Source organism: Bacillus sp. FSL R5-0712 (assembly GCF_038593285.1).
GTDB lineage: Bacteria > Bacillota > Bacilli > Bacillales > Bacillaceae > Bacillus > Bacillus safensis.
In genome coordinates this window covers 3,584,207-3,604,160 of the sequence record NZ_CP151981.1, presented here as the reverse complement: position 1 = coordinate 3,604,160, position 19,954 = coordinate 3,584,207, and the positions used below count along the sequence as shown (strand labels likewise).

18 protein-coding genes and 1 riboswitch are annotated in these 19,954 nt (G+C 42.6%); of the genes, 15 read left to right on the top strand and 3 right to left on the bottom strand.

Going from position 1 to position 19,954, the window contains the following annotated elements; genetic code table 11:
• Window positions 1-254 precede the first annotated feature (254 nt).
• The 10 genes from gdhA (at window position 255) to NSU11_RS18570 (ending at window position 10,179) form a co-directional block, all read left to right on the top strand.
• Complete coding sequence (gdhA, locus tag NSU11_RS18615; RefSeq protein WP_024423873.1) at window positions 255-1,625, top strand: NADP-specific glutamate dehydrogenase; 1,371 nt, start codon at window positions 255-257, stop codon at window positions 1,623-1,625.
• Between the two features lie 82 nt (window positions 1,626-1,707).
• Window positions 1,708-1,821: a hypothetical protein gene (locus NSU11_RS18610; protein WP_223251037.1), complete on the top strand. Its 114-nt coding sequence runs from the start codon at window positions 1,708-1,710 to the stop codon at window positions 1,819-1,821.
• A gap of 124 nt (window positions 1,822-1,945) precedes the next feature.
• Complete coding sequence (locus NSU11_RS18605; protein WP_342493717.1) at window positions 1,946-3,337, top strand: copper amine oxidase; 1,392 nt, start codon at window positions 1,946-1,948, stop codon at window positions 3,335-3,337.
• Between the two features lie 59 nt (window positions 3,338-3,396).
• The gene (locus NSU11_RS18600) at window positions 3,397-4,011 is read left to right on the top strand and encodes a class F sortase (RefSeq protein ID WP_341082582.1); all 615 of its coding nucleotides are present in this window, start codon (window positions 3,397-3,399) and stop codon (window positions 4,009-4,011) included.
• A 237-nt stretch (window positions 4,012-4,248) separates the two neighbouring features.
• Window positions 4,249-6,192 (top strand): BglG family transcription antiterminator, encoded by a 1,944-nt coding sequence (locus NSU11_RS18595; RefSeq protein WP_135031494.1) that lies wholly within the window; start codon window positions 4,249-4,251, stop codon window positions 6,190-6,192.
• A 122-nt stretch (window positions 6,193-6,314) separates the two neighbouring features.
• Window positions 6,315-6,620, top strand: coding sequence for a PTS sugar transporter subunit IIB (locus tag NSU11_RS18590; protein ID WP_024423869.1), 306 nt, complete (start codon window positions 6,315-6,317; stop codon window positions 6,618-6,620).
• Between the two features lie 14 nt (window positions 6,621-6,634).
• Entirely contained in the window at window positions 6,635-7,984 is a 1,350-nt protein-coding gene (gene celB, locus NSU11_RS18585) for a PTS cellobiose transporter subunit IIC (RefSeq protein WP_024423868.1), read from the top strand.
• A 26-nt stretch (window positions 7,985-8,010) separates the two neighbouring features.
• Entirely contained in the window at window positions 8,011-8,337 is a 327-nt protein-coding gene (locus tag NSU11_RS18580) for a PTS lactose/cellobiose transporter subunit IIA (RefSeq protein ID WP_025093804.1), read from the top strand.
• Window positions 8,334-9,662 (top strand): 6-phospho-beta-glucosidase, encoded by a 1,329-nt coding sequence (locus NSU11_RS18575; protein WP_234107446.1) that lies wholly within the window; start codon window positions 8,334-8,336, stop codon window positions 9,660-9,662. Before NSU11_RS18580 ends, NSU11_RS18575 begins: the two co-directional genes overlap by 4 nt.
• Window positions 9,663-9,780: 118 nt before the next feature.
• The gene (locus NSU11_RS18570; RefSeq protein WP_024423865.1) at window positions 9,781-10,179 is read left to right on the top strand and encodes a hypothetical protein; all 399 of its coding nucleotides are present in this window, start codon (window positions 9,781-9,783) and stop codon (window positions 10,177-10,179) included.
• A 316-nt stretch (window positions 10,180-10,495) separates the two neighbouring features.
• Here the strand turns inward: NSU11_RS18570 and NSU11_RS18565 are convergent, their stop codons facing one another.
• Window positions 10,496-11,587: a branched-chain amino acid aminotransferase gene (locus NSU11_RS18565; protein ID WP_024426445.1), complete on the bottom strand. Its 1,092-nt coding sequence runs from the start codon at window positions 11,585-11,587 to the stop codon at window positions 10,496-10,498.
• 367 nt (window positions 11,588-11,954) lie between these two features.
• On the opposite strand from NSU11_RS18565, the gene NSU11_RS18560 reads away from it, so the two are divergent.
• The 5 genes from NSU11_RS18560 (at window position 11,955) to NSU11_RS18540 (ending at window position 18,181) form a co-directional block, all read left to right on the top strand.
• On the top strand, window positions 11,955-13,382 hold the full coding sequence (locus NSU11_RS18560) for a right-handed parallel beta-helix repeat-containing protein (RefSeq protein WP_212047977.1): 1,428 nt from the start codon (window positions 11,955-11,957) through the stop codon (window positions 13,380-13,382).
• A 97-nt stretch (window positions 13,383-13,479) separates the two neighbouring features.
• Window positions 13,480-13,589, top strand: a riboswitch (SAM riboswitch).
• A gap of 170 nt (window positions 13,590-13,759) precedes the next feature.
• Entirely contained in the window at window positions 13,760-14,878 is a 1,119-nt protein-coding gene (locus NSU11_RS18555) for a sugar ABC transporter substrate-binding protein (RefSeq protein WP_044331103.1), read from the top strand.
• Window positions 14,879-14,947: 69 nt separating this feature from the next.
• On the top strand, window positions 14,948-16,444 hold the full coding sequence (locus NSU11_RS18550; RefSeq protein WP_073207879.1) for a sugar ABC transporter ATP-binding protein: 1,497 nt from the start codon (window positions 14,948-14,950) through the stop codon (window positions 16,442-16,444).
• On the top strand, window positions 16,441-17,454 hold the full coding sequence (locus NSU11_RS18545; protein WP_073207876.1) for an ABC transporter permease: 1,014 nt from the start codon (window positions 16,441-16,443) through the stop codon (window positions 17,452-17,454). The genes NSU11_RS18550 and NSU11_RS18545 overlap by 4 nt, the downstream gene beginning before the upstream one ends.
• A gap of 94 nt (window positions 17,455-17,548) precedes the next feature.
• Window positions 17,549-18,181, top strand: a complete 633-nt coding sequence (locus NSU11_RS18540; protein ID WP_025093809.1) for a GTP pyrophosphokinase family protein — start codon at window positions 17,549-17,551, stop codon at window positions 18,179-18,181.
• Between the two features lie 45 nt (window positions 18,182-18,226).
• On the opposite strand, the gene NSU11_RS18535 is transcribed toward NSU11_RS18540, so the two are convergent.
• Together NSU11_RS18535 and NSU11_RS18530 are read right to left on the bottom strand one after the other, a co-directional pair.
• The gene (locus NSU11_RS18535) at window positions 18,227-18,370 is read right to left on the bottom strand and encodes a hypothetical protein (RefSeq protein WP_196797920.1); all 144 of its coding nucleotides are present in this window, start codon (window positions 18,368-18,370) and stop codon (window positions 18,227-18,229) included.
• Between the two features lie 16 nt (window positions 18,371-18,386).
• Window positions 18,387-19,472, bottom strand: coding sequence for a Rap family tetratricopeptide repeat protein (locus tag NSU11_RS18530; protein WP_025093810.1), 1,086 nt, complete (start codon window positions 19,470-19,472; stop codon window positions 18,387-18,389).
• Window positions 19,473-19,954 lie beyond the last annotated feature (482 nt).

The following is a 19,954-nucleotide window of genomic DNA, read 5'->3' as shown; positions in this document are numbered from 1 at the left end:
CATGATTCATGTATTTGTCAAAGAAAACGGGACGAGAAAAATCCGCTTGTTCGTTTCTAGCACATTAGTCATTCCTTGAGCGCTTATTTTTAATGACAATCGCTGCGGCTGCTTGATCTATCTCAATTCGGCATCATTTTCATCTGTTATCAATATTGATCAGATTTTACAATTGGTGTTAAATTAGTCTCAATATGCGTTAGAAAATCTAACAATTAAATGTGTGAAGATATCTACAAGGAGGCAGATGCGACATGTTGACCTTAGATCGAGCAGCACAAACAGCACAAAGCTACATCCACCGTGTGTTAGAAGAGGTGGAAAAACGAAATCCCGGAGAAGAGGAATTCCAGCAAGCCGTAAAAGAAATTCTGGAATCACTCGTCCCAGTTTTTGCAAAGCATCCAGAGTATGAAAAACAAGGCATTTTAGAACGGCTCATTGAGCCTGAGCGGCTTGTGGTATTTCGAGTGCCATGGGTAGACGATGAGGGCAAAGTACAAGTCAATCGAGGATTTAGGGTTCAATTCAATAGTGCCATCGGTCCTTATAAAGGAGGCATTCGCTTTCATCCAACCGTTAATGCAAGCATTATCAAATTTTTAGGATTTGAACAAATCTTTAAAAATGCACTGACTGGTATGCCGATTGGCGGAGGGAAAGGCGGATCGGATTTTGACCCTAAAGGGAAGTCTGATGGGGAAATCATGCGTTTCGTTCAAAGCTTTATGAGTGAACTCGGCCGATATATTGGACCTGATCAAGATGTGCCAGCAGGTGATATTGGTGTAGGAGCACGCGAAATTGGCTATATGTTCGGACAGTACAAGAAAATGCGCGGTGCTTATGAAGCGGGTGTACTCACGGGGAAAAGCCCTGGATTCGGAGGCAGCTTAGCGAGAAAAGAGGCAACAGGCTACGGACTGGTGTACTTCATGGAGGAAATGCTGAAAGCACATGGGCTTCAATTTGAAGGACGTTCCGTTGTTGTGTCGGGCTCAGGAAATGTGTCTATTTATGCAATGGAAAAGGTAATCGAATTAGGCGGTAAGGTTGTGGCTTGCAGTGATTCAAGCGGAGCGATTTATGATCCTCAAGGAATTTCACTCGAGACCATCAAGCAGCTCAAGGAAGTCGAGAATCAGCGGATTGGGGCATACATAGACATACACCCGCATGCTGAATTAATTGAAGATTGCGAACAAATTTGGTCCGTTCCTTGTGATATTGCGCTGCCATGTGCAACACAAAATGAAATATCAGAGGCGCATGCACAGCAGCTTGTGGCAAATGGTGTCATCGCTGTAGGAGAGGGAGCCAATATGCCATCCACTCTTAAGGCGGTCAAAGTATTTGAAGAGAATCGTATTTTGTTTGCGCCAGCAAAAGCGGCCAATGCTGGAGGAGTAGGTGTATCAGCACTGGAAATGGCACAAAACAGTGCAAGAATATCTTGGACATTTGAAGAAGTAGATGCTCAGCTGAAACAAATGATGCAGTCTATTTATCGTCAGTGTACAGAGACAGCAGACGAATATGGACACTCAGGGAACATCATGGTTGGAGCAAATATTGCAGGATTTCGTAAAGTGGCAGATGCCATGATCGCACAAGGCGTGATTTAACTCCTGCTCTCCCGCACCTGTTTATTTCATGACAAGATGGGGAATCGTCCTTTAAGAATGACAATAAGGAGGCGCGGGAGAAATGAAAAAATGGCTGAAACAAATTGTCAAATGGGCACCTGTGATTTATCCATTGGTGAGAAAAATATATAAAGAGCGAAAAGCATCTAAACGTCGTAACGTATCAGCCGGATAATCCGGCTTTTTTTATGCAAACATACAGAGCCTGTGTTGTAAGAAAAAAATAATAGAATCGAATGATCTATTTTCTCCCTCTCTCCGTTAAGTACATAACAAACGGAAAGAGGAGGAAATAAAAGATGAACATGAAGAAAGCAATGTTAACCATTCCACTGAGCGCAGCATTATTATTCCCAGCGGCTCATATCGCAAGTGCACACGAAGGACATATGCATGGGGAGGCGAAGAAGACGTCTTCGTCACAAGAGGTGTCAAATAAAGCCACAGATCTTCGAGCAGCACTAGATCAGCTGTTTTCAGAGCATGCCTATTTAGCAGTGATCACGATGCAAAAAGGAATTGACGGCAGTAAAGACTTCAATCAAGCAGCGGCGGCTTTAAATGAAAACACGAATGACTTATCAGATGCAATTGCCTCTGTGTATGGAAAAAAAGCAGGCAAACAATTCAAGGACATTTGGTCAAGTCATATCGGCTACTTTGTTGACTATGTACAAGCCACAGCGAAAAAAGACGATGCAGGTAAAAAGAAAGCGATGAAGCAGCTTGATCAATATCGAATGAAACAAGCCGATATGCTCGATCAAGCAACAGACGGCAGACTGAAAGCAAGTGAGCTTGAAGAAGGCTTGAAGATGCATGTGAATGAACTGTTAAAAGCGTTTGACAGCTATACTGAAAAGGATTTTGATACGACCTATGAAACGGTTAGAAAATCCATTCATCATATGTTTGAGGTAGGAAAAGGCGTGTCATGGGCCATCACAGATCAATTTCCTGGGAAATTTGATCAAAAGTCAGTGGATACACCAGCAGCGGATCTTCGTGAAGATTTAAACTACTTGTTTTCAGAGCATTTGGCACTCGCGGTAGTTGCCATGCAAAAAGGAAATGATGGCAGCAAGGACTTTGAGCAGGCTGCAGCAGCTTTAAATGAAAACACAAATGATTTATCTGCTGCGATTGCATCTGTTTATGGTAAGGATGCAGGCAAACAATTCAAAGACATTTGGTCAAGCCATATCGGCTATTTAGTTGATTATGTCAAAGCGGATGCATCAGGGGATCAACAAGCAGAAGAAAAGGCTGTCAAAGATTTAGATGCGTATCGAATGAAGCAAGCGAAATTCCTAGATCAAGCGACAGATGGACGTTTAAAGGCAGCTGATCTTGAGGCTGGTTTGAAAACACATATTGATGAGCTGATCAAAACATATACGTCTTACCATAATGGCGAATATGATCAGCTTTATCCGACAGTGAGAGAGGCTTATGGTCATATGTTCATGGTTGGTCAGGATGTCGCAGCAGCGATTGTTGATCAGCATCCTGAGCTGTTCAAATCCAACATGCCTAATGAAATGCCGAAAACAGGCATGGGAGGCACAGCAGGTCCTTTAGGCATGTCCTATGAAGCATTTGCGGGAATGATCGCAAGTTTAATCCTAGCAGGCGGTGCAGCCGGTGCATTTTTCCTCATTCGCCGTAAGGCATCAAATTCTAACTCATAAAGACAGGTGGGAACGTGCATAATCGTGCCGTTCCTTTCTTCAAAAGGAGGCCGGCTTAGATGAAGAATTGGCTGCTCAGTATTCTTTCGCTTCTCATCATCACAGGCTGTTCATCACAGTCAATGAATGAATCGTCATCCTCAAAAAACATATCAGCTTCTAAGGAAATGACCACACATCAAGCTGAGAAAAAGAACCACTCACACGATACATTAAAAGACGAGCCGTCTGGTATTGTACCAGCAGAAATCGCCATTCCCGCGATTGATGTCAAAGCAAAAGTGGAGAAAACAGCTTTATCAAAGGATGGCAGTATGGGTGTCCCTCAGGAAACAGACAACACGGCTTGGTTTGAAGATGGTCCAAAGCCGGGAGATAAAGGGAATGCCGTCATGAACGGCCATGTAGATAATAAATGGGGTCCATCGGTTTTTTATCGATTAAAGGAGCTAAAAAAGGGAGACAAGGTGATCGTCACGTCTTCATCAGGAAAAAAGCGAACCTTTGAAGTCATAAAAGTAAGAGGCTATCCGCGTGAAGAGAAGCCTAATGCGTTTTTTGGATATGCCTTTACACGGAATCTCAATTTAATCACTTGTACAGGGACATTTGATCATGCAGCAGGTACGCATGAAAAAAGATTGGTTGTCTTTACCCAGCTGATTTCTTCATAAAGAAGGCGGGTACACGATGGTGTACGCCTTTTTTTCGTGGTTTTCGCAAGTATCTTTCAAAAAGATTCATAGGACATTAGATATGGTTAGTTGTATAAATAGGGGCATTTGTCATATATATGAGTTGGCAATTTTTATTTCTTTTCAGTAGAATATGAGTAATGAAGAGAACTGCAAGCGTATACAACCTGTCCAGACAAGGCAGATTCTCCACCCCTACATAAGGAGGCCGATCTGATGCTGAGTAAAAGACTGGCGCACATCTTAAGTCAGCTCATGGCAGCTGAGACCCCGCTCACAAGCGCTGCACTTTCTGCCAGTTTACAAGTGACAAGCCGCACCATTCGTACAGACATCAAAGAACTGAACGACCGCCTTGCCCCTTATCAAGCAGCTGTAACAGCTGTTAGAGGAGCCGGCTATGAGCTGTTGATCAACGATGAGAATGCCTTTCGCCGTTTTATGAAGGAGGAGGTCGAGCAGGAAGAGCCGCTTGCTGTGCTGCCAGAGGAGCGTGTTCGGTTTATTTTAAAAAGGCTTCTTTTGGCAGAATCCTATGTGAAGCTGGAGGATTTACAGGAGCAGCTGTTTATTAGTAAATCAACGATGAGCAACGATGTGAAATCGGTCAAACGTAAGCTGGAGCCCTTTGGTCTGAAGCTGGAAGCGAAGCCGGGCAAAGGCTGCCGAATCAAGGGATCAGAGATGAAAATCCGTTATTGTATGTCAGAATATTTATTCAATGAATGTCGTTCTTATCAAACGATGCTGAACACAGCTGTTACCATTTTGCCAAAGCATGAACTCGAATTGATTCAGAAAACAATGATCAATTATATCAATGAGGAAGGTATGAATCTATCAGACATTTGCATGAATAATTTAATCGTTCATGTCGCCATTGCCTGCAAACGAATTAGACACGGAAACTATGTATCTGTTCTTCCAGAGGAAATCAGCGAAATTCCCCGGGCAAAGGAATATAAGGTCGCTAAAAAAATGGTGGAGCGTCTTGAAGGGCTGCTGGATGTCTCATTTCCACAAGAGGAAATTGTCTATATCACCATTCATTTGCTAGGAACAGCCAAAATGGTACAGTCCTTTTCCTCGAGCGGTCAAAAACAAATAGTAGATGATGACACGAGCCGGCTTGTACAGCTCATGCTGAAGGCTATTGATCAAAAACTGCAGCTTGATTTAGCCGGTGATACGGAACTAATGATTGGATTGAGTCTGCACTTAAAGCCTGCCATCAACCGATGTAAATATGGAATGAACTTAAGAAATCCGATGCTTGATGAAATAAAAGCGGGGTATCCCCTTGCTTTTGAAGCGGGGATTATCGCCAGCAGGGTCCTTGAAGAAGAGGAAGGGCTGAGTATTCATGAGAATGAAATCGGATATATGGCGCTTCATTTTGGTGCGGCTTTAGAGCGGAGGAAAATGGAGATCCCGCCGAAGCGGTGTCTCATTGTCTGTGCGTCTGGTGCAGGGAGTGCAAGGCTGCTGCAGGATCGTTTGCGGTCACAATTTGGATCAAAGCTGACCATTTTAGGAACAGCAGAGCTATATTCGCTTCCGCATGTCTCTTTGCATGCCTTGGATTTGATTATTACAACGATCCCAATTCATATGGATTTACCGGTTCCAGTCATTCAAGTGAACACCATTTTGGGAGGCGGTGATTTTTTAAAAATTGAAGAAGCCCTGACGAGTGAAACAAGGGTGACATTGGCCTCTCAATATATGAAAAAGGAATTGGTTTTTACAAAACGCGCCTTTCAAACAAAGGAAGAGGTCATCACCTTTTTAACGCAAAAAGTCATCGATATGGGCTTAGCGCCAGCTGAACTCACACCATCTGTCATGGAAAGAGAAGAGGCTGCCCCTACCTCTTTCGGACATTATACAGCGATTCCGCACCCGATGACGCCGCTGACAGATGAGACGTTTTGGGCGATATGTACATTAGAAAAACCAATCATTTGGGGAGAGAAAAAGGTTCAATTTGTCTGCCTGCTTTGTGTCGAAAAAGAGAATGCCAAAGATTTAAAAGGCATGTACCGCCTGCTGGGGGAGCTTGTGCATAATGTGAAATTCATTCAGCATCTGATCGCCTGTGATACATTTGAAGACATGCTTGATATCATGTATAAAAAGGCTCCATCGTACAAGAACTAACTGTGTGATACTAACTTTTTCCGCTTCCTAAAGGAAAAAGTATGGGTGTTTATGAAAGCGGTTTCATAATATGATGAATGTGTAAAGAATAGCTTCACACTTTGAAAAGGGGGCGTTTACACATGAACATCTTATTGGTTTGCGCAGCAGGTATGTCTACAAGCTTACTTGTCACAAAAATGGAGAAAAGCGCACAAGAACAAGGAAAAGAATATCGTATTTGGGCAGTATCAGGAGATTCTGCGAAAAATCATATTGATCAAGCCGATGTGCTTTTATTAGGACCTCAGGTTCGATATTTATTACCGCAAATGAAAAAGCTCGGAGAAGAAAAAGGAATCCCAGTAGACGTGATTAATACTGTGCATTATGGCGTATGTAATGGCGCTGAGGTTTTAAAATCTGCTGAACAGTTAGTGAACGGATAAAGGGGGCGGAGGGGATGAATGGATTCAACCGATTTCTAGAAGAGAAGGTCATGCCGTTTGCAGGGAAGATTGCCGCTCAAAGACATTTACAAGCATTGCGTGACGGAATTGTTTTAACCATGCCTCTCATTATTGTCGGTTCACTGTTTCTCATTTTAGCCAACCTTCCGATCCCAGGATACAGCGATTTTATGGCAAGTATCTTCGGAGCAGAATGGGCCACGAAACTATCCTATCCTGTGAATGCAACCTTTGACATTATGGCACTTGTTGCGACCTTCGGGATTGCTTACAGGCTTGCTGAAAAGTATGCCGTTGATGCGCTATCATCAGGTGCGATCGCTGTTGCGGCTTTCCTTTTGGCTACACCATATCAAGTACCTTTCACACCTGAAGGCTCAACAGAAGCTATCCTAGTAGGCGGGGGAATTCCTGTCACACTGATGGGCAGTAAAGGTTTATTCGTTGCCATGATTATTGCCATGCTTTCAACCGAAATTTACCGCTTCATTGTACAGCGGAACATTGTGATCAAAATGCCTGATGGTGTACCGCCAGCAGTCAGTAAATCGTTTATTGCACTTATTCCAGGTTTTGTGGTCATCACCCTGATCTGGGTCGCTAGACTTGTGATTGAGATGACACCTTTTGAGAGTATTCATAATATCATCACGGTCTTAATTGGCACACCGCTATCGATTCTTGGTGGCAGCTTAGGCGGCAGTATCGTTGCGATGGGTGTGCAAATGCTCCTCTGGGCATGTGGTATTCACGGAGCAACCATTGTCGGCGGCGTCATGGGGCCAATTTGGCTTGGTGCAATGGATGAGAACCGTCTTGCATTCCAAGCAGGAGAAGTACTGCCGAATATTTTCACAGCGCAGTTCTTTGAAATCTTCATCAACGTCGGCGGAAGCGGCGCAACGCTTGCTTTGGTGCTGACCATGATCTTACGCGCCAGAAGTAAACAAATGAAACAGCTGGGCCGCCTTGCCATTGGGCCAGCCATCTTTAACATCAACGAACCGATCATTTTTGGAATGCCGATTGTCATGAACCCAATGCTCCTCATTCCGTTTATCCTTACGCCAATCATGATGATCATCACCACATATATCGGAATGAGCACAGGGCTTGTGGCAAAACCAGCCGGGATCGCTGTCCCATGGACCATGCCGCCAATCATTTCAGGCTATCTCGCCACAGGAGGCAAAATCTCTGGTGCTGTCATGCAGCTGATTAACCTTGCGCTGTCATTTGCTCTATACTACCCATTCTTTAGAATGTGGGATAAGCAGAAATTGAAAGAAGAAAGTGAGCTAGAAACAAAAGCATCAACTGATGAAAATGTCGTCAGCATGTAATAGAGGGAACAAGGGGGATGCGGCCGATGGAAATGGAACAAATTGTGTTTCAACTCATCCTGCACGGCGGAAATGGCAGAAGCTCCGCGATGGAGGCCATTACATGTGCAAAACAAGGAAACTTTGATGAGGCGAAGCAAAAATTGCAGGACGCACAAGACGCGTTAAATGAGGCGCATCACGCACAGACAGAGCTGATCCAAGGAGAAATCAGGGGCGAAAAGACGGAAATTAGCCTCTTAATGATTCATGCGCAGGATCATCTCATGAACGCAATGACCGTCAAGGAGCTAGCAGCGGAAATCATCGAACTCCATGAAAAAATGAAGCAACTCGGAGGTGTCAATTCATGAAAGAAGGAATCAAAATTGTCACAATAGGCGGTGGATCGAGCTATACGCCTGAGCTCGTCGAAGGGTTTATTAAACGATATCATGAATTACCTGTAAAGGAATTATGGCTTGTGGATATTGAAGCAGGTCAGGAAAAGTTAAACATCGTAGGCGCTCTGGCGAAACGTATGGTTGAAAAAGCGGGTCTGCCGATTGAGGTACACCTGACTCTTGACCGCCGGGAAGCCTTGAAGGATGCAGATTTTGTGACGACACAATTTCGTGTAGGACTGCTGGAAGCACGGGCAAAGGATGAGAGAATACCGCTTAAATACGGCGTCATCGGTCAGGAAACGAACGGACCAGGCGGTTTATTTAAAGGCCTTCGGACCATCCCAGTCATTCTAGACATTGTGAAGGATATGGAAGAGCTTTGCCCAGACGCATGGCTTGTGAACTTTACAAATCCAGCGGGCATGGTCACTGAAGCTGTTTTACGCTACACGAATCTAAAAAAAGTGGTCGGTCTATGCAATGTACCGATTGGGATCAAAATGGGGATTGCCAAAGCGCTTGATGCAGACGTTGAACGCATCGAGGTACAGTTTGCCGGTCTCAACCACATGGTCTATGGATTAGACGTATATTTAGACGGAGTCAGCATTATGGATCAAGTGCTTGATGAACTAGGAAATCCGAACAGCCAGTGGTCCATGAGAAACATTGAAGCGAAAAACTGGGAGCCTTCTTTTGTGAAAGGATTAGGGGTCATCCCATGTCCGTATCACCGCTATTACTATAAAACGAAAGATATGCTGGAAGAAGAGCAAAAGGCGGCTCAAGAGAAAGGAACACGAGCAGAGGTTGTACAGCAGGTCGAGCAGGAATTATTTGAGCTTTATAAAGATCCTGATTTGTCGATTAAACCACCGCAGCTCGAAAAAAGAGGCGGGGCCTATTACAGCGATGCGGCCTGTAACTTAATCAGCTCCATCTATAATGATAAGCACGACGTTCAACCAGTCAATACAGTGAACAGAGGGGCGATTGCCAGCATTCCGGCTGAATCAGCGGTTGAAGTAAACTGTATCATTACGAAGGATGGACCAAAACCAATCGCGATAGGTGATCTGCCTGTAGCTGTAAGAGGACTCGTTCAACAAATCAAATCATTCGAGCGTGTGGCAGCAGAAGCGGCTGTGACAGGAGATTACGAGACAGCTCTTGTGGCGATGACCATCAACCCGCTCGTCCCATCTGACGACATTGCAAAGCAAATTTTAGACGAAATGCTCGAAGCGCATCGTGAACATTTACCGCAATTCTTCAAATCCGTCAATGCTTAACACATAATGGCCCCTTCATGGGGTCATTTTTTATGATTGCCCCATATGGAAACTGGAGAAAGAAGTGTATGATTAGAAAAAACAGCATGTATGGCTTCAAAGAAAGGACTGTTGGAATATGGTTGCAATTGGTTTAATGTTTTACGGGTTTGTCGTACAGCCTGTCATGAGTTATGGTACAGTAATCTTGTTTTTGTATGGTCTTATTGCTTCATTTGTTGGCCTCATTCGGCATAAGGAATATGTGTGGATCTATGTTCTCCGCCTGCTCGTTTGTTTTACCATTCCGGTGACCAATCTGTTGATGTATTTTGCAACGATTGGAGGAGATGCAAGAAAATTTGATTTCCAGCCAATGCCGCTTGTTTATTATCTTGTCTTTATCCTGGAAATCATGATCATCTTTTTGCCAGAGATCTTTTTACTGATCGAAAAAAAGCGGAGCATCAAAAAGAAACAGTGGATATACACAGGGGCGATTGTTGGGGTGTCGGTCTTGTTTTGGTGCACGATTTGATGGGAAGCGGACGGGTCAACTAAGTCTATTCCGCCTTTTTTTCTGAAACTTCTTTCGTCTGACCTTCACAAAAGTAATGGAAAGAGCAAGGATAGAAATCCCAAGCGCCTTAAATAGAAACCGAGTGAGGAACGGTGAATCGTCGAAACCAGTGGCGACGATCATCGATCCGATGCAGATTCCAAAGAACGCTAGTAGATAAGTAAAAAACATACCATCACTCTCCTTATGTATGTGCATTTACCATTATAAGGGATAAAGGAGAGGTGAATAAACAAAAAAGAACCCTTCATGATTGAAAGGTTCTTTTATATGCTTATGCTTGCTTGACGACTGAGTCAACTTCAACTGTCCAGCCGAAGATGTCTGGCTGTGTCCCTTTTTGGATGCCAGTAATGGCTTCGTACAATTTCTTCGATACTTCGCCTGTTTGACCATTTTGGATCACATATGGCTGATCATGATAAATTAATTCTCCTACAGGAGAGATGACAGCTGCCGTTCCAGTCCCGAAAATTTCTTCAAGCTCGCCAGATTGATGTGCTTCAATTAACTCATCAATTGAAATTTTGCGCTCTGTTACTGGAATTCCCCAATGCTTTAACAGCTCAAGTACAGAGTTACGTGTGATGCCTTCTAAAATGCTGCCGTTCAATTCAGGCGTCACGATTTCTCCGTTGATTTTAAAGAAGATATTCATGCTGCCGACTTCTTCAATGTACTTTTTCTCGACCCCATCAAGCCAAAGAACTTGTGAAAATCCTTTCGTTTCAGCAACTTGCTGTGCCTTAAGGCTTGAGGCGTAGTTTCCAGCTGTTTTGGCATTTCCTGTTCCACCCTTAACGGCACGGACAAACTCATTTTCAACGGCAATTTTGACCGGATGAATGCCTTCTTTATAGTATGATCCCACTGGAGATAAGATAATGAGCAGCTTATACGTGCTAGACGGTGCAACGCCTAAATATGGCTCAGTGGAAATAATGAATGGACGAATATACAAGGAAGTGCCCTCTGCATCAGGTACCCAATCCTTATCAATACGAATGAGTTCATTTAAGCCCTCTAATACTGTTTCTGTATCAATTTGCGGAATACACAGGCGGTCATTGGATCTGTTTAAGCGTTCCATGTTTTTTTCCGGACGGAATAAGAGAATTTTTTGATCCTCAGAAACATAAGCCTTCAAGCCTTCAAAAACAGATTGACCATAATGGTAGACCATCGAAGCTGGGTCCATTGGAATGGCCTGATAAGGGATAATTCTTGGATCGTACCAGCCTTTATCAACTGAATAATCCATCACAAACATGTGATCTGTGAAGATTTTTCCGAATTCAAGTTGATCAGATTGAGGTTTTGGTTTTTTTGTTGAACTAAGTTCAACGCGGATGGGTTGTTTTGGCATTGTAAATCTCCTTGCTGTTTGATTATTTGAAAATTCTAATAATATGAAATAATTATGATTCTATTCTATACCTTCACAAAATATTAGCAATAGGTTTTCTGGAATTCAGACAAGAAAAATCTGTTAAAGCGCTTTCCTTCTCTCTGCTGTCAGTTTGACTTCTGTCACCCCTTTTTAAAAAAGAAATAAAATCCAAATGCATTATTAACTGATTAATCTGACAATTTAAAAACGAATGGTTTTCCTGTAAGATATTCTTTCAACCATACACCTTTTGACTAGTACATTGCAAGGGACATCGTCATATTTTAATCCTCTTTTTTTTAACCGATAAAGGAAGAAGAGAAGAGAAAGGAGCAATAACAAGATGAAACGAGCGATACCAGGTATTTTACTCATTTTATTCATGACCGTGATCAACTTTGGCTGTCAGGCGATGACAGATGAGGCTGGCGCTAAGCAAAGCACAGCCTATTACGTAGCGGTAAACGGAAGCGACAAAAACCCGGGAACAAAGCAAAAACCTTTCCGTACGCTGAAAAAAGCGGCAAGTATGGCGAAGGCTGGGGCAACCATTTACATGAGAGGCGGTACATACAAAGAAAAATTGATTGTCCGCCATTCAGGAACAAAGAAAGCGCCCGTTGTCTTTCAAGCTTACGGAAAAGAAAAACCTGTAATTAGCGGGGCTTCCCTTAAAGGAAATCAAGCCGATGGAGGACTTGTCACGATCGATCAAAAAAGCTACATCACCCTCAAAGGCCTGACTGTAGGACATCTTAAGACGAATCAAGAAGATTTGACACCAGTTGGTATTTTCATCAAAGGAAGCGGTAAAGGCGTCAAACTGCTTAATAACCGAGTGTATGACATTCAGACGAAACATAAAAATGGAAATGCACATGGAATTGCTGTCTATGGGACAAAAGCTCCTGCAGCGATTGAAGACATTGAAATTAAAGGAAATACCGTTGAAAAATTAAAGCTTGGCTTCAGTGAAGCGCTTGTGCTAAATGGAAACGTCAAAAAGTTCCGTGTGACACATAACACGGTCCGGCACACTGATAATATTGGCATTGATTTAATTGGTTTTGAGAACGTAGCACCCTCCAAAAAGTATGATCAAGTGAGAAATGGGGTCGTCTCTAGAAACAAAGTATATGAAATTACGAGTGCAGGAAACCCAGCCTATGGCAGCGACATCTCCGCTGGCGGAATTTATGTTGATGGCGGAAAAGACATTGTGATCGATCATAACATTTCACATCACAATGATCTGGGGATTGAAGTCACAAGCGAACATAAAGGAAAAATGGCAGACCGCATCCGCATCGAACACAATCAAGTATATTTAAACCGTTATACAGGCATTTCTATTGGCGGCTATGATAAGAAGCGGGGCGGTACAACCAATACGACGATTTCACATAATATTTTGTACAAAAATGACACAGCCGGCTTAGAAGGCGGTCAATTGCTGATGCAGTATCAAGCAGTGAACAATCGAATCACGAATAATATCATGTCAGCTAGTGCCTCGCATTACTTGGTCGTGAATCTTTATCAAGTGAACCAAAAGAATACCTTCCAGAAGAACGTTTATGATGACCGCAAAGGTGCGAAAGCATCACAGTGGGTTTGGCGCGGAAAATGGATGGAAGGCTACAAAACGTATCTCTCTAAAAGCGGTCAAGATAAAGGATCAGCACATCTCAACCCGCAATTTGTGAATGAGAAAAAATATGATTTCCGTCTGAAGAAATCATCACCTGCGAAGAAAATCATCGGAAGCTGATGTTATTTTAGAAATTTTCAAAAAAGTCATTGACATTGATGTGACATCACATTAAAGTAAAGAAGACATTTCAACGAAAATAAATTTCATAACGGATCTCTTATCAAGAGAGGCAGAGGGACTGGCCCTATGACGCCCAGCAACCGTTTCTATTTTAGAAATTGGTGCTAATTCCTGCAAAGCTGTTACAGCTTTGACAGATAAGAGAGGAAGACTTCCCGATACATGTTTCATGCAACGGTGATCAAGCCTCTCTTTCCAAGAGAGGCTTTTTTTCGTCTCTTTTTCGAATCAAATGCCTGTTTTACAGGCGTATTTCCACTTTTTTACCTAGTTTTCCGATGTGAAAAATAAAAACAACTTGAGGAGGAACAGCAATGAAGCGTAAGCATTTTACATCATTTCTTGTCTTATTAACGGCATTAACCGTCCTGTTAACAGGCTGCGGCACCGGATCAAGTGCAGGCTCAAAGGCAAATACGAACGAAAAGGTTTCCTTTGACAATGTACCGAAGCGATTTGCAAAGGGACAGGGGGCAAAAATTAAAGTCATCCGCAAAATTGGCGGAGACGATCATACAGCTCAATTTTTAGCTGGGACCAAGGCAGAAGGGGAAGCACTCGGCTTTACGGTGGATGTCTACACCGCAAATGGAGATACAGCGAAGTTCCATGATGCCATTTCTCAGGCGCTTGAAGAAAATTATGATGGCTTTATCATCTCTCACGGGGACGACGATGCGACAGTCGCTGATGTGAAAAAGATCACAGCGAAAGGCATTCCAGTTGTAGCATTTGATTCGAATCCTAAGCTGAAGGACATCAAAGGGGTCACAGTGACGTCTCAAGATGACGAACAATTAGCAAAAAAATCATTAGACGCGCTCGTGTCTGATTTCAAAGGAAAAGCAAATATTGCATACCTGTGGGTAGATGGATTCCCGCCAATGGTGAGACGAAATAAGGTCTATCAAGAAACGCTGAAACAACATTCAGGGATCAAGGAGCTTGACCGCTTTGGTATTGCCTCCTCTGATACGTCTGTTCAAACGCAAAATGCAGTAGCAGCCATGCTGAATAAATATCCAAAGGGCAAGCTGGACGCTATTTTTGCCACATGGGATGCCTTTGCCATTGGGGCAGCAAGAGCGTTAAAGGAAGCAGGGAGAACAGAAGTGAAGATTTATGGGATTGATGTGTCAAATGCGGATCTTCAAGAAATGACGGCGAAGGACAGTCCGTGGAAGTATACAGCAGCGGTTGATCCGAAGCTCATCGGTGCAGTCGACGTGAGGATTCTTGCGAAGAAAATAGCCGGTGAGAAAACACCAGCTTCCTATGACCTTGAGGCCTCTCTCATCTCGCAAAAGCAGCTTCAGCAAGCAGGAAAAGCCATTAACATGGTCAATCTTGCAGACGAAGTGAAGGGATTCGGTTCATCGACTGCTTTTGAGGAAGATTGGATGAAGACGCTGAAGAAGCATTATACAAAATAAGCGACTTGCACTCTCTTTTCATAGAGGGTGTTTCGTTTTTCAGATGATATCAAGAGAAGGAGGACACCTATGACAGCGCCGCTTGTTCGTATGAAAAATATTTCAATTGAATTCCCAGGGGTCAAAGCGTTAGATCAAGTGAATTTCACATTAAAAAAAGGGACGGTCCATGCACTGATTGGAGCAAATGGTGCTGGGAAGTCAACGTTAATGAAGGTTCTTTCTGGCGCTCATTCCCACTTCGACGGGACCATCCACATCAATGGCCAGGCGGCAACCATTCAAACTCCAAAGGATGCATCCTCATATGGTGTGCAGACGGTCCACCAAGAAGTGGATACGGCGCTTGTTCCCTACTTAAGTGTTGGTGAGAATATGATGATGCATGAGATTGAGAAAAAAACATTTGTCAGCTGGAAAGAGCTGCATCGCAAAGCGGCTCAGCTATTAAAAGAAATGGACATCGACATTTCCACAAAACGACTTGTCAGCGATCTGACCCTTGCCGAAAAACAGATGGTGCTCATTGCCAAGGCCGTTTCCATTAAATGCAGCATTTTAATCTTAGATGAACCAACGGCTCCGCTTAGTCATGCAGAAACAAGCAAATTATTCTCAATGATTGATCGGTTGAAACAGAATGGGACGGGGATCGTGTTTATTTCTCACCGTATGCCTGAAATTTTCACCATCTGTGATGAACTGACTGTGATGCGAAATGGAACGGATGTCGCAGCTCACCTTGTCAAAGACATAAATCCGCAGCAGGTCATTGAAGAAATGCTAGGTGCACCATTAGAGGAGCAATTCCCGTCTCGCAGGCCACTGAAAGATGCACCAATTGTGCTTGAAGTGAAAGAGCTAAACGATCAACATAAATTAAACAACATTCACTTTTATGTCAAAAAAGGAGAAATTCTCGGGATCGCAGGGCTTGTCGGTGCTGGTAAAACAGAATTGTGCAAAGCCCTTTTCGGTGCCTCAGAAAAAAAGACGGGGACCGTGCAGCTTCATGGTCAAACCATTCGCATCACATCGCCTCATCAAGCGGTGAGAGCTGGAATGGCTCTTGTGCCGGAAGAGCGGAGAAAAGAAGGGATTCTGACCGAAGAGAGCGTGGGGTGGAACTTAACGGCTGCAAGTCTTCACTCATTTTCACGGATATTCAGCTTCTTACATCGTTCGAAGGAAAAGCGGGAAGCAGGCGACATCGTCAAACGGCTTGGTGTCAAAACGCTGTCTCTTGAAGCAAAGGTGAAGCATCTATCTGGTGGAAATCAGCAGAAGGTTGCTATCGGAAAATGGCTGCTGGCTGAGGCAGATGTGTATCTCTTTGACGAACCAACCAAAGGTGTAGACGTTGGAGCGAAAAAAGATATTTTCACTTTGATTGCAGAGCTTGCCGCACGCGGAAAATCTGTCATTTATGCGTCGAGTGAGCTGTCAGAGATTGCAGGTATCGCAGACCGAGTATACGTGCTATATGATGGCAGCATTGCCCGGGAAATGACCGCACCGACGACTGAAGAGGAGCTTTTATATCATTCAACAGGAGGACAATCATGAGCGAACAACAAATTCCGGCCCCTGTGCAGCAAATCAAAAAACAGCGGCCATCCTTTCATCTGTTTGATTTCTTTTATCGATATGGCACAATCTTAACCATTGTCGTGTTGATTGTGGTATTTGCGGCATCGAATCCAGCGTTTTTGCAATCAGGAAATATCATCAATATTCTACGATCTATTTCGATAGTGACCATCATTGCGGTGGGCTTAACTATCTCATTGGCAGTAAACGGCTTTGATTTATCAGTTGGATCAGTCGCTACGCTATCAAATGCGATTGTCATTTCTATGTTCGTATGGTTCTCGCAAAACTCACTAATTGCAATCTTCTCTGCACTAGCGGCATCTATCATTGTTGGTTTGCTAAATGCATGGATGATCGTCAAAATGAAAATTCCAGATATGCTCATGACATTAGCCATGATGTTTATCATTCAAGGGCTGGCTCAAACGTATACGAAAGGGGCGACTATTTCTGAAAATATGGTGCTTCCCGATGGCACGTTCTCAACGGGGACGATTCCTGCCTTTTTCAGTAAAATTGGACAGGTGCCATATATCATTCTGATTATGGCTGCCATTGTACTATTTGCGCATGTTTTCATGTCCTACACAAAGCACGGCCGATTCATGTACATCATCGGTGGGAATAAGGAAGCGGCTCGATTGTCTGGCATACATGTGAACAAATACAAAATTGCGGCCTATCTGCTTTCTGCTTTATTTGCAGCGATCGGCGGTATCGTACTGGCTTCAAGGGTCATGACAGCAGAAATTAATGCGGGTGCACCATATTTAATGGATGGAGTAGCGGCTGCTTTTATCGGCTTTTCCGTCATGGGAGCAGGTAAGCCAAACGCATTTGGCACTTTTATCGGGGCGGTACTCATCGGTATTTTACAAAATGGGCTTGTGATGATGTCTGTCCCTTATTATGCAATGGATATTGTGAAAGGTTCTGTGCTGGCCCTTGCACTGGCGCTGACATATTACAAACAACGAGGCTAACTGCGTATTTTTTAAAACCATTCGAGTCTCCTCTCCGTCTAGTAAACGGAAAGCGGTGCAGCTGCCGTTTCCAAAAGGAGATGACAAAAAGAAAATGAATATGTCAGCAACTCATGTAGAAGATTTGAAAAATGTCATGGAAGACTGGAAAAATGAACTATTAGTATATAAATTTGCGTTAGATGAAATGGATACAAAGTTTTCAATTATCAGCCAGGAGTATAATTTAATCCATGGACACAACCCAATAGAGCATACAAAATCACGAATTAAATCCTTTGAAAGCATAGTGAATAAACTAGCAAGAAAAGGATGCGACATCACGACACAATGTGCCAAGGAGCATATCCATGATATCGCAGGTGTCCGCATCATCTGTTCTTTTATTCAAGATATCTATAACATTATGGATGTATTGAGGCAAAGAGAGGATTTAAAGATCCTTGAAGTGAAGGACTACATTCAACATCCGAAACCAAATGGCTACAGAAGCCTTCATTTAATTGTTGAGATACCTGTCTACTTAACAAATCGTGTGGAGCATGTGAAGGTTGAGATTCAGGTGCGGACCATTGCGATGGATTTTTGGGCGAGTCTGGAGCATAAAATCTATTATAAACTGCAAAACGATGTTCCTCATCAGCTGACTGATGAACTGAAGGAAGCCGCAGATATTGCCCATTACTTAGATGAAAAAATGCAGAATATTAAACGAGAAATTGATTAGCACATCAAAAAGCAGCTGTTTTGATCACAGCTGCTTTTTTTCATATTAAGGGTTGGTTCCACGGTCTCTCTTTTGAATAATATCTTGAGATTGTGCTGATTGACTGTCTTTTTGAATGGAAGTACCAACAGAAACACCTGTTATCAAGAGGGTTAAAATCGCACTTGTGATGAGCCATTTCTTCATCATACATCACTCCATTTTCTTAACAAGTTTTCAAGGACAACGCCTTGTTTCTAAAATAAGAGGATTCTTCATGAAGCCCAAGATCTGTTAAGTAAGCTGCTGCATCCTGACAAATAGCTTCAAGGTCAACAAGGAAATTCATTGATTCTAATTGATCGCAATAAGCCTTGATTTGCTCAATCATGTTGTCTGGCTGAATCATAAGTGTTTCTAAAATGGATAATTTAAGTGAAATGTTTCGTTGTTTTAAATTTTCTGCTTTTTGAAGTGAAAGCTGTACATAATAGTGGAACAAACCTGGCTTTTTCAGCTTAAATAGTGCTTTTGTGTAGGCGTACATGGCAAGTAAATAGCCGCCTGGAGAAGAAGTTTCGAATGATTCTATCATTAAAGCCTTTTCTAGGAGTGGCACAGCTTCACTGTATTCATTTCTTAGACTTTTAATAAAGGCTGCATTGCAATAGGCATGTCCAAGTAAATCTGGATCATCCATCTGTTCTAGTGAATGAATGACTTCTTCGAACAGCGATTCTGCTTCATCATATTTCGACTGATCCGCATAATTCAAAGCAAGCATCATTTGACAGCTGATTGATTTTTTCACATAACATGGATCTGCGTCGTAAATAGATGAAGCCATCTTTAAGTGGTGGATGGAGAGAAGCGTGGACCTAATATTATAGTAAAGACACCCTGTTTTATAATGAAATTCGGCTTTTTCAATGTCATCGTGCACGAGATCTAATTTATCCTCGGCCAATTTTAAATGGTGAAATGCCGTATCCTGATTGCCTCTGCGCATTTCATACATCCCTTTAAAGAAATAGAAATAATAGCTGAGCATATCATCCGTACGGATGGCATTTTCATCAACAAAAAGACTATGATCTAACGAAGCTGTATCTTCTATTAGATCTTTAAAACGGTACTCTAGCAGTTGATAGTAAAGTAAGACGTCTTGATTTTCTTCCATTCGATCAAACGCTTGAAGAATGTCTTCTTTTAACTGGATAGCACCTTGTATCTCTCTTTTTTTCATCATGACATACCAATCATTGAGCATATTCGCTACATCAACGGACGACAAAACACCTGCTTCTGCCAATTCATATCCTCCTTTCTTCATCTATCAGTAACCGTTCTTCTGAATCAACTTCCCATATTCCAGTATCTTCTTATATTTTAAGCTCTCTCGTGCAGTTTGTAAAACATGTTTTTTGATGTAAATTCAACCAGTAGTGAAAGAAATAGGGAGCCGGCGCTCTTTTTGTATACGCTTACATATTTTTAGGTAAAAAGAGGGTTTTGAAAAAAATATATTACAATATCAATAAAGAGAGGAAGCTAGTATTTGAGTTTGCCTTCGTATGCAAGGGAGAAACATCATTTATCAAGGCGCTGCCTCGTTTTTTGTGAGATTATCTTACATCATAATTGTGAATGACTCTTCTTTTAGAATAAAATGAGTTATTCGCAAAAAAGTAAAATTTAAAGAGACTATTGATCTAGAATTGTATAGATCTTTGGTATTGATAAAAAATATCACACACTATAGCTTTAGCGTGGTATAGTATTATTGTTATTGCG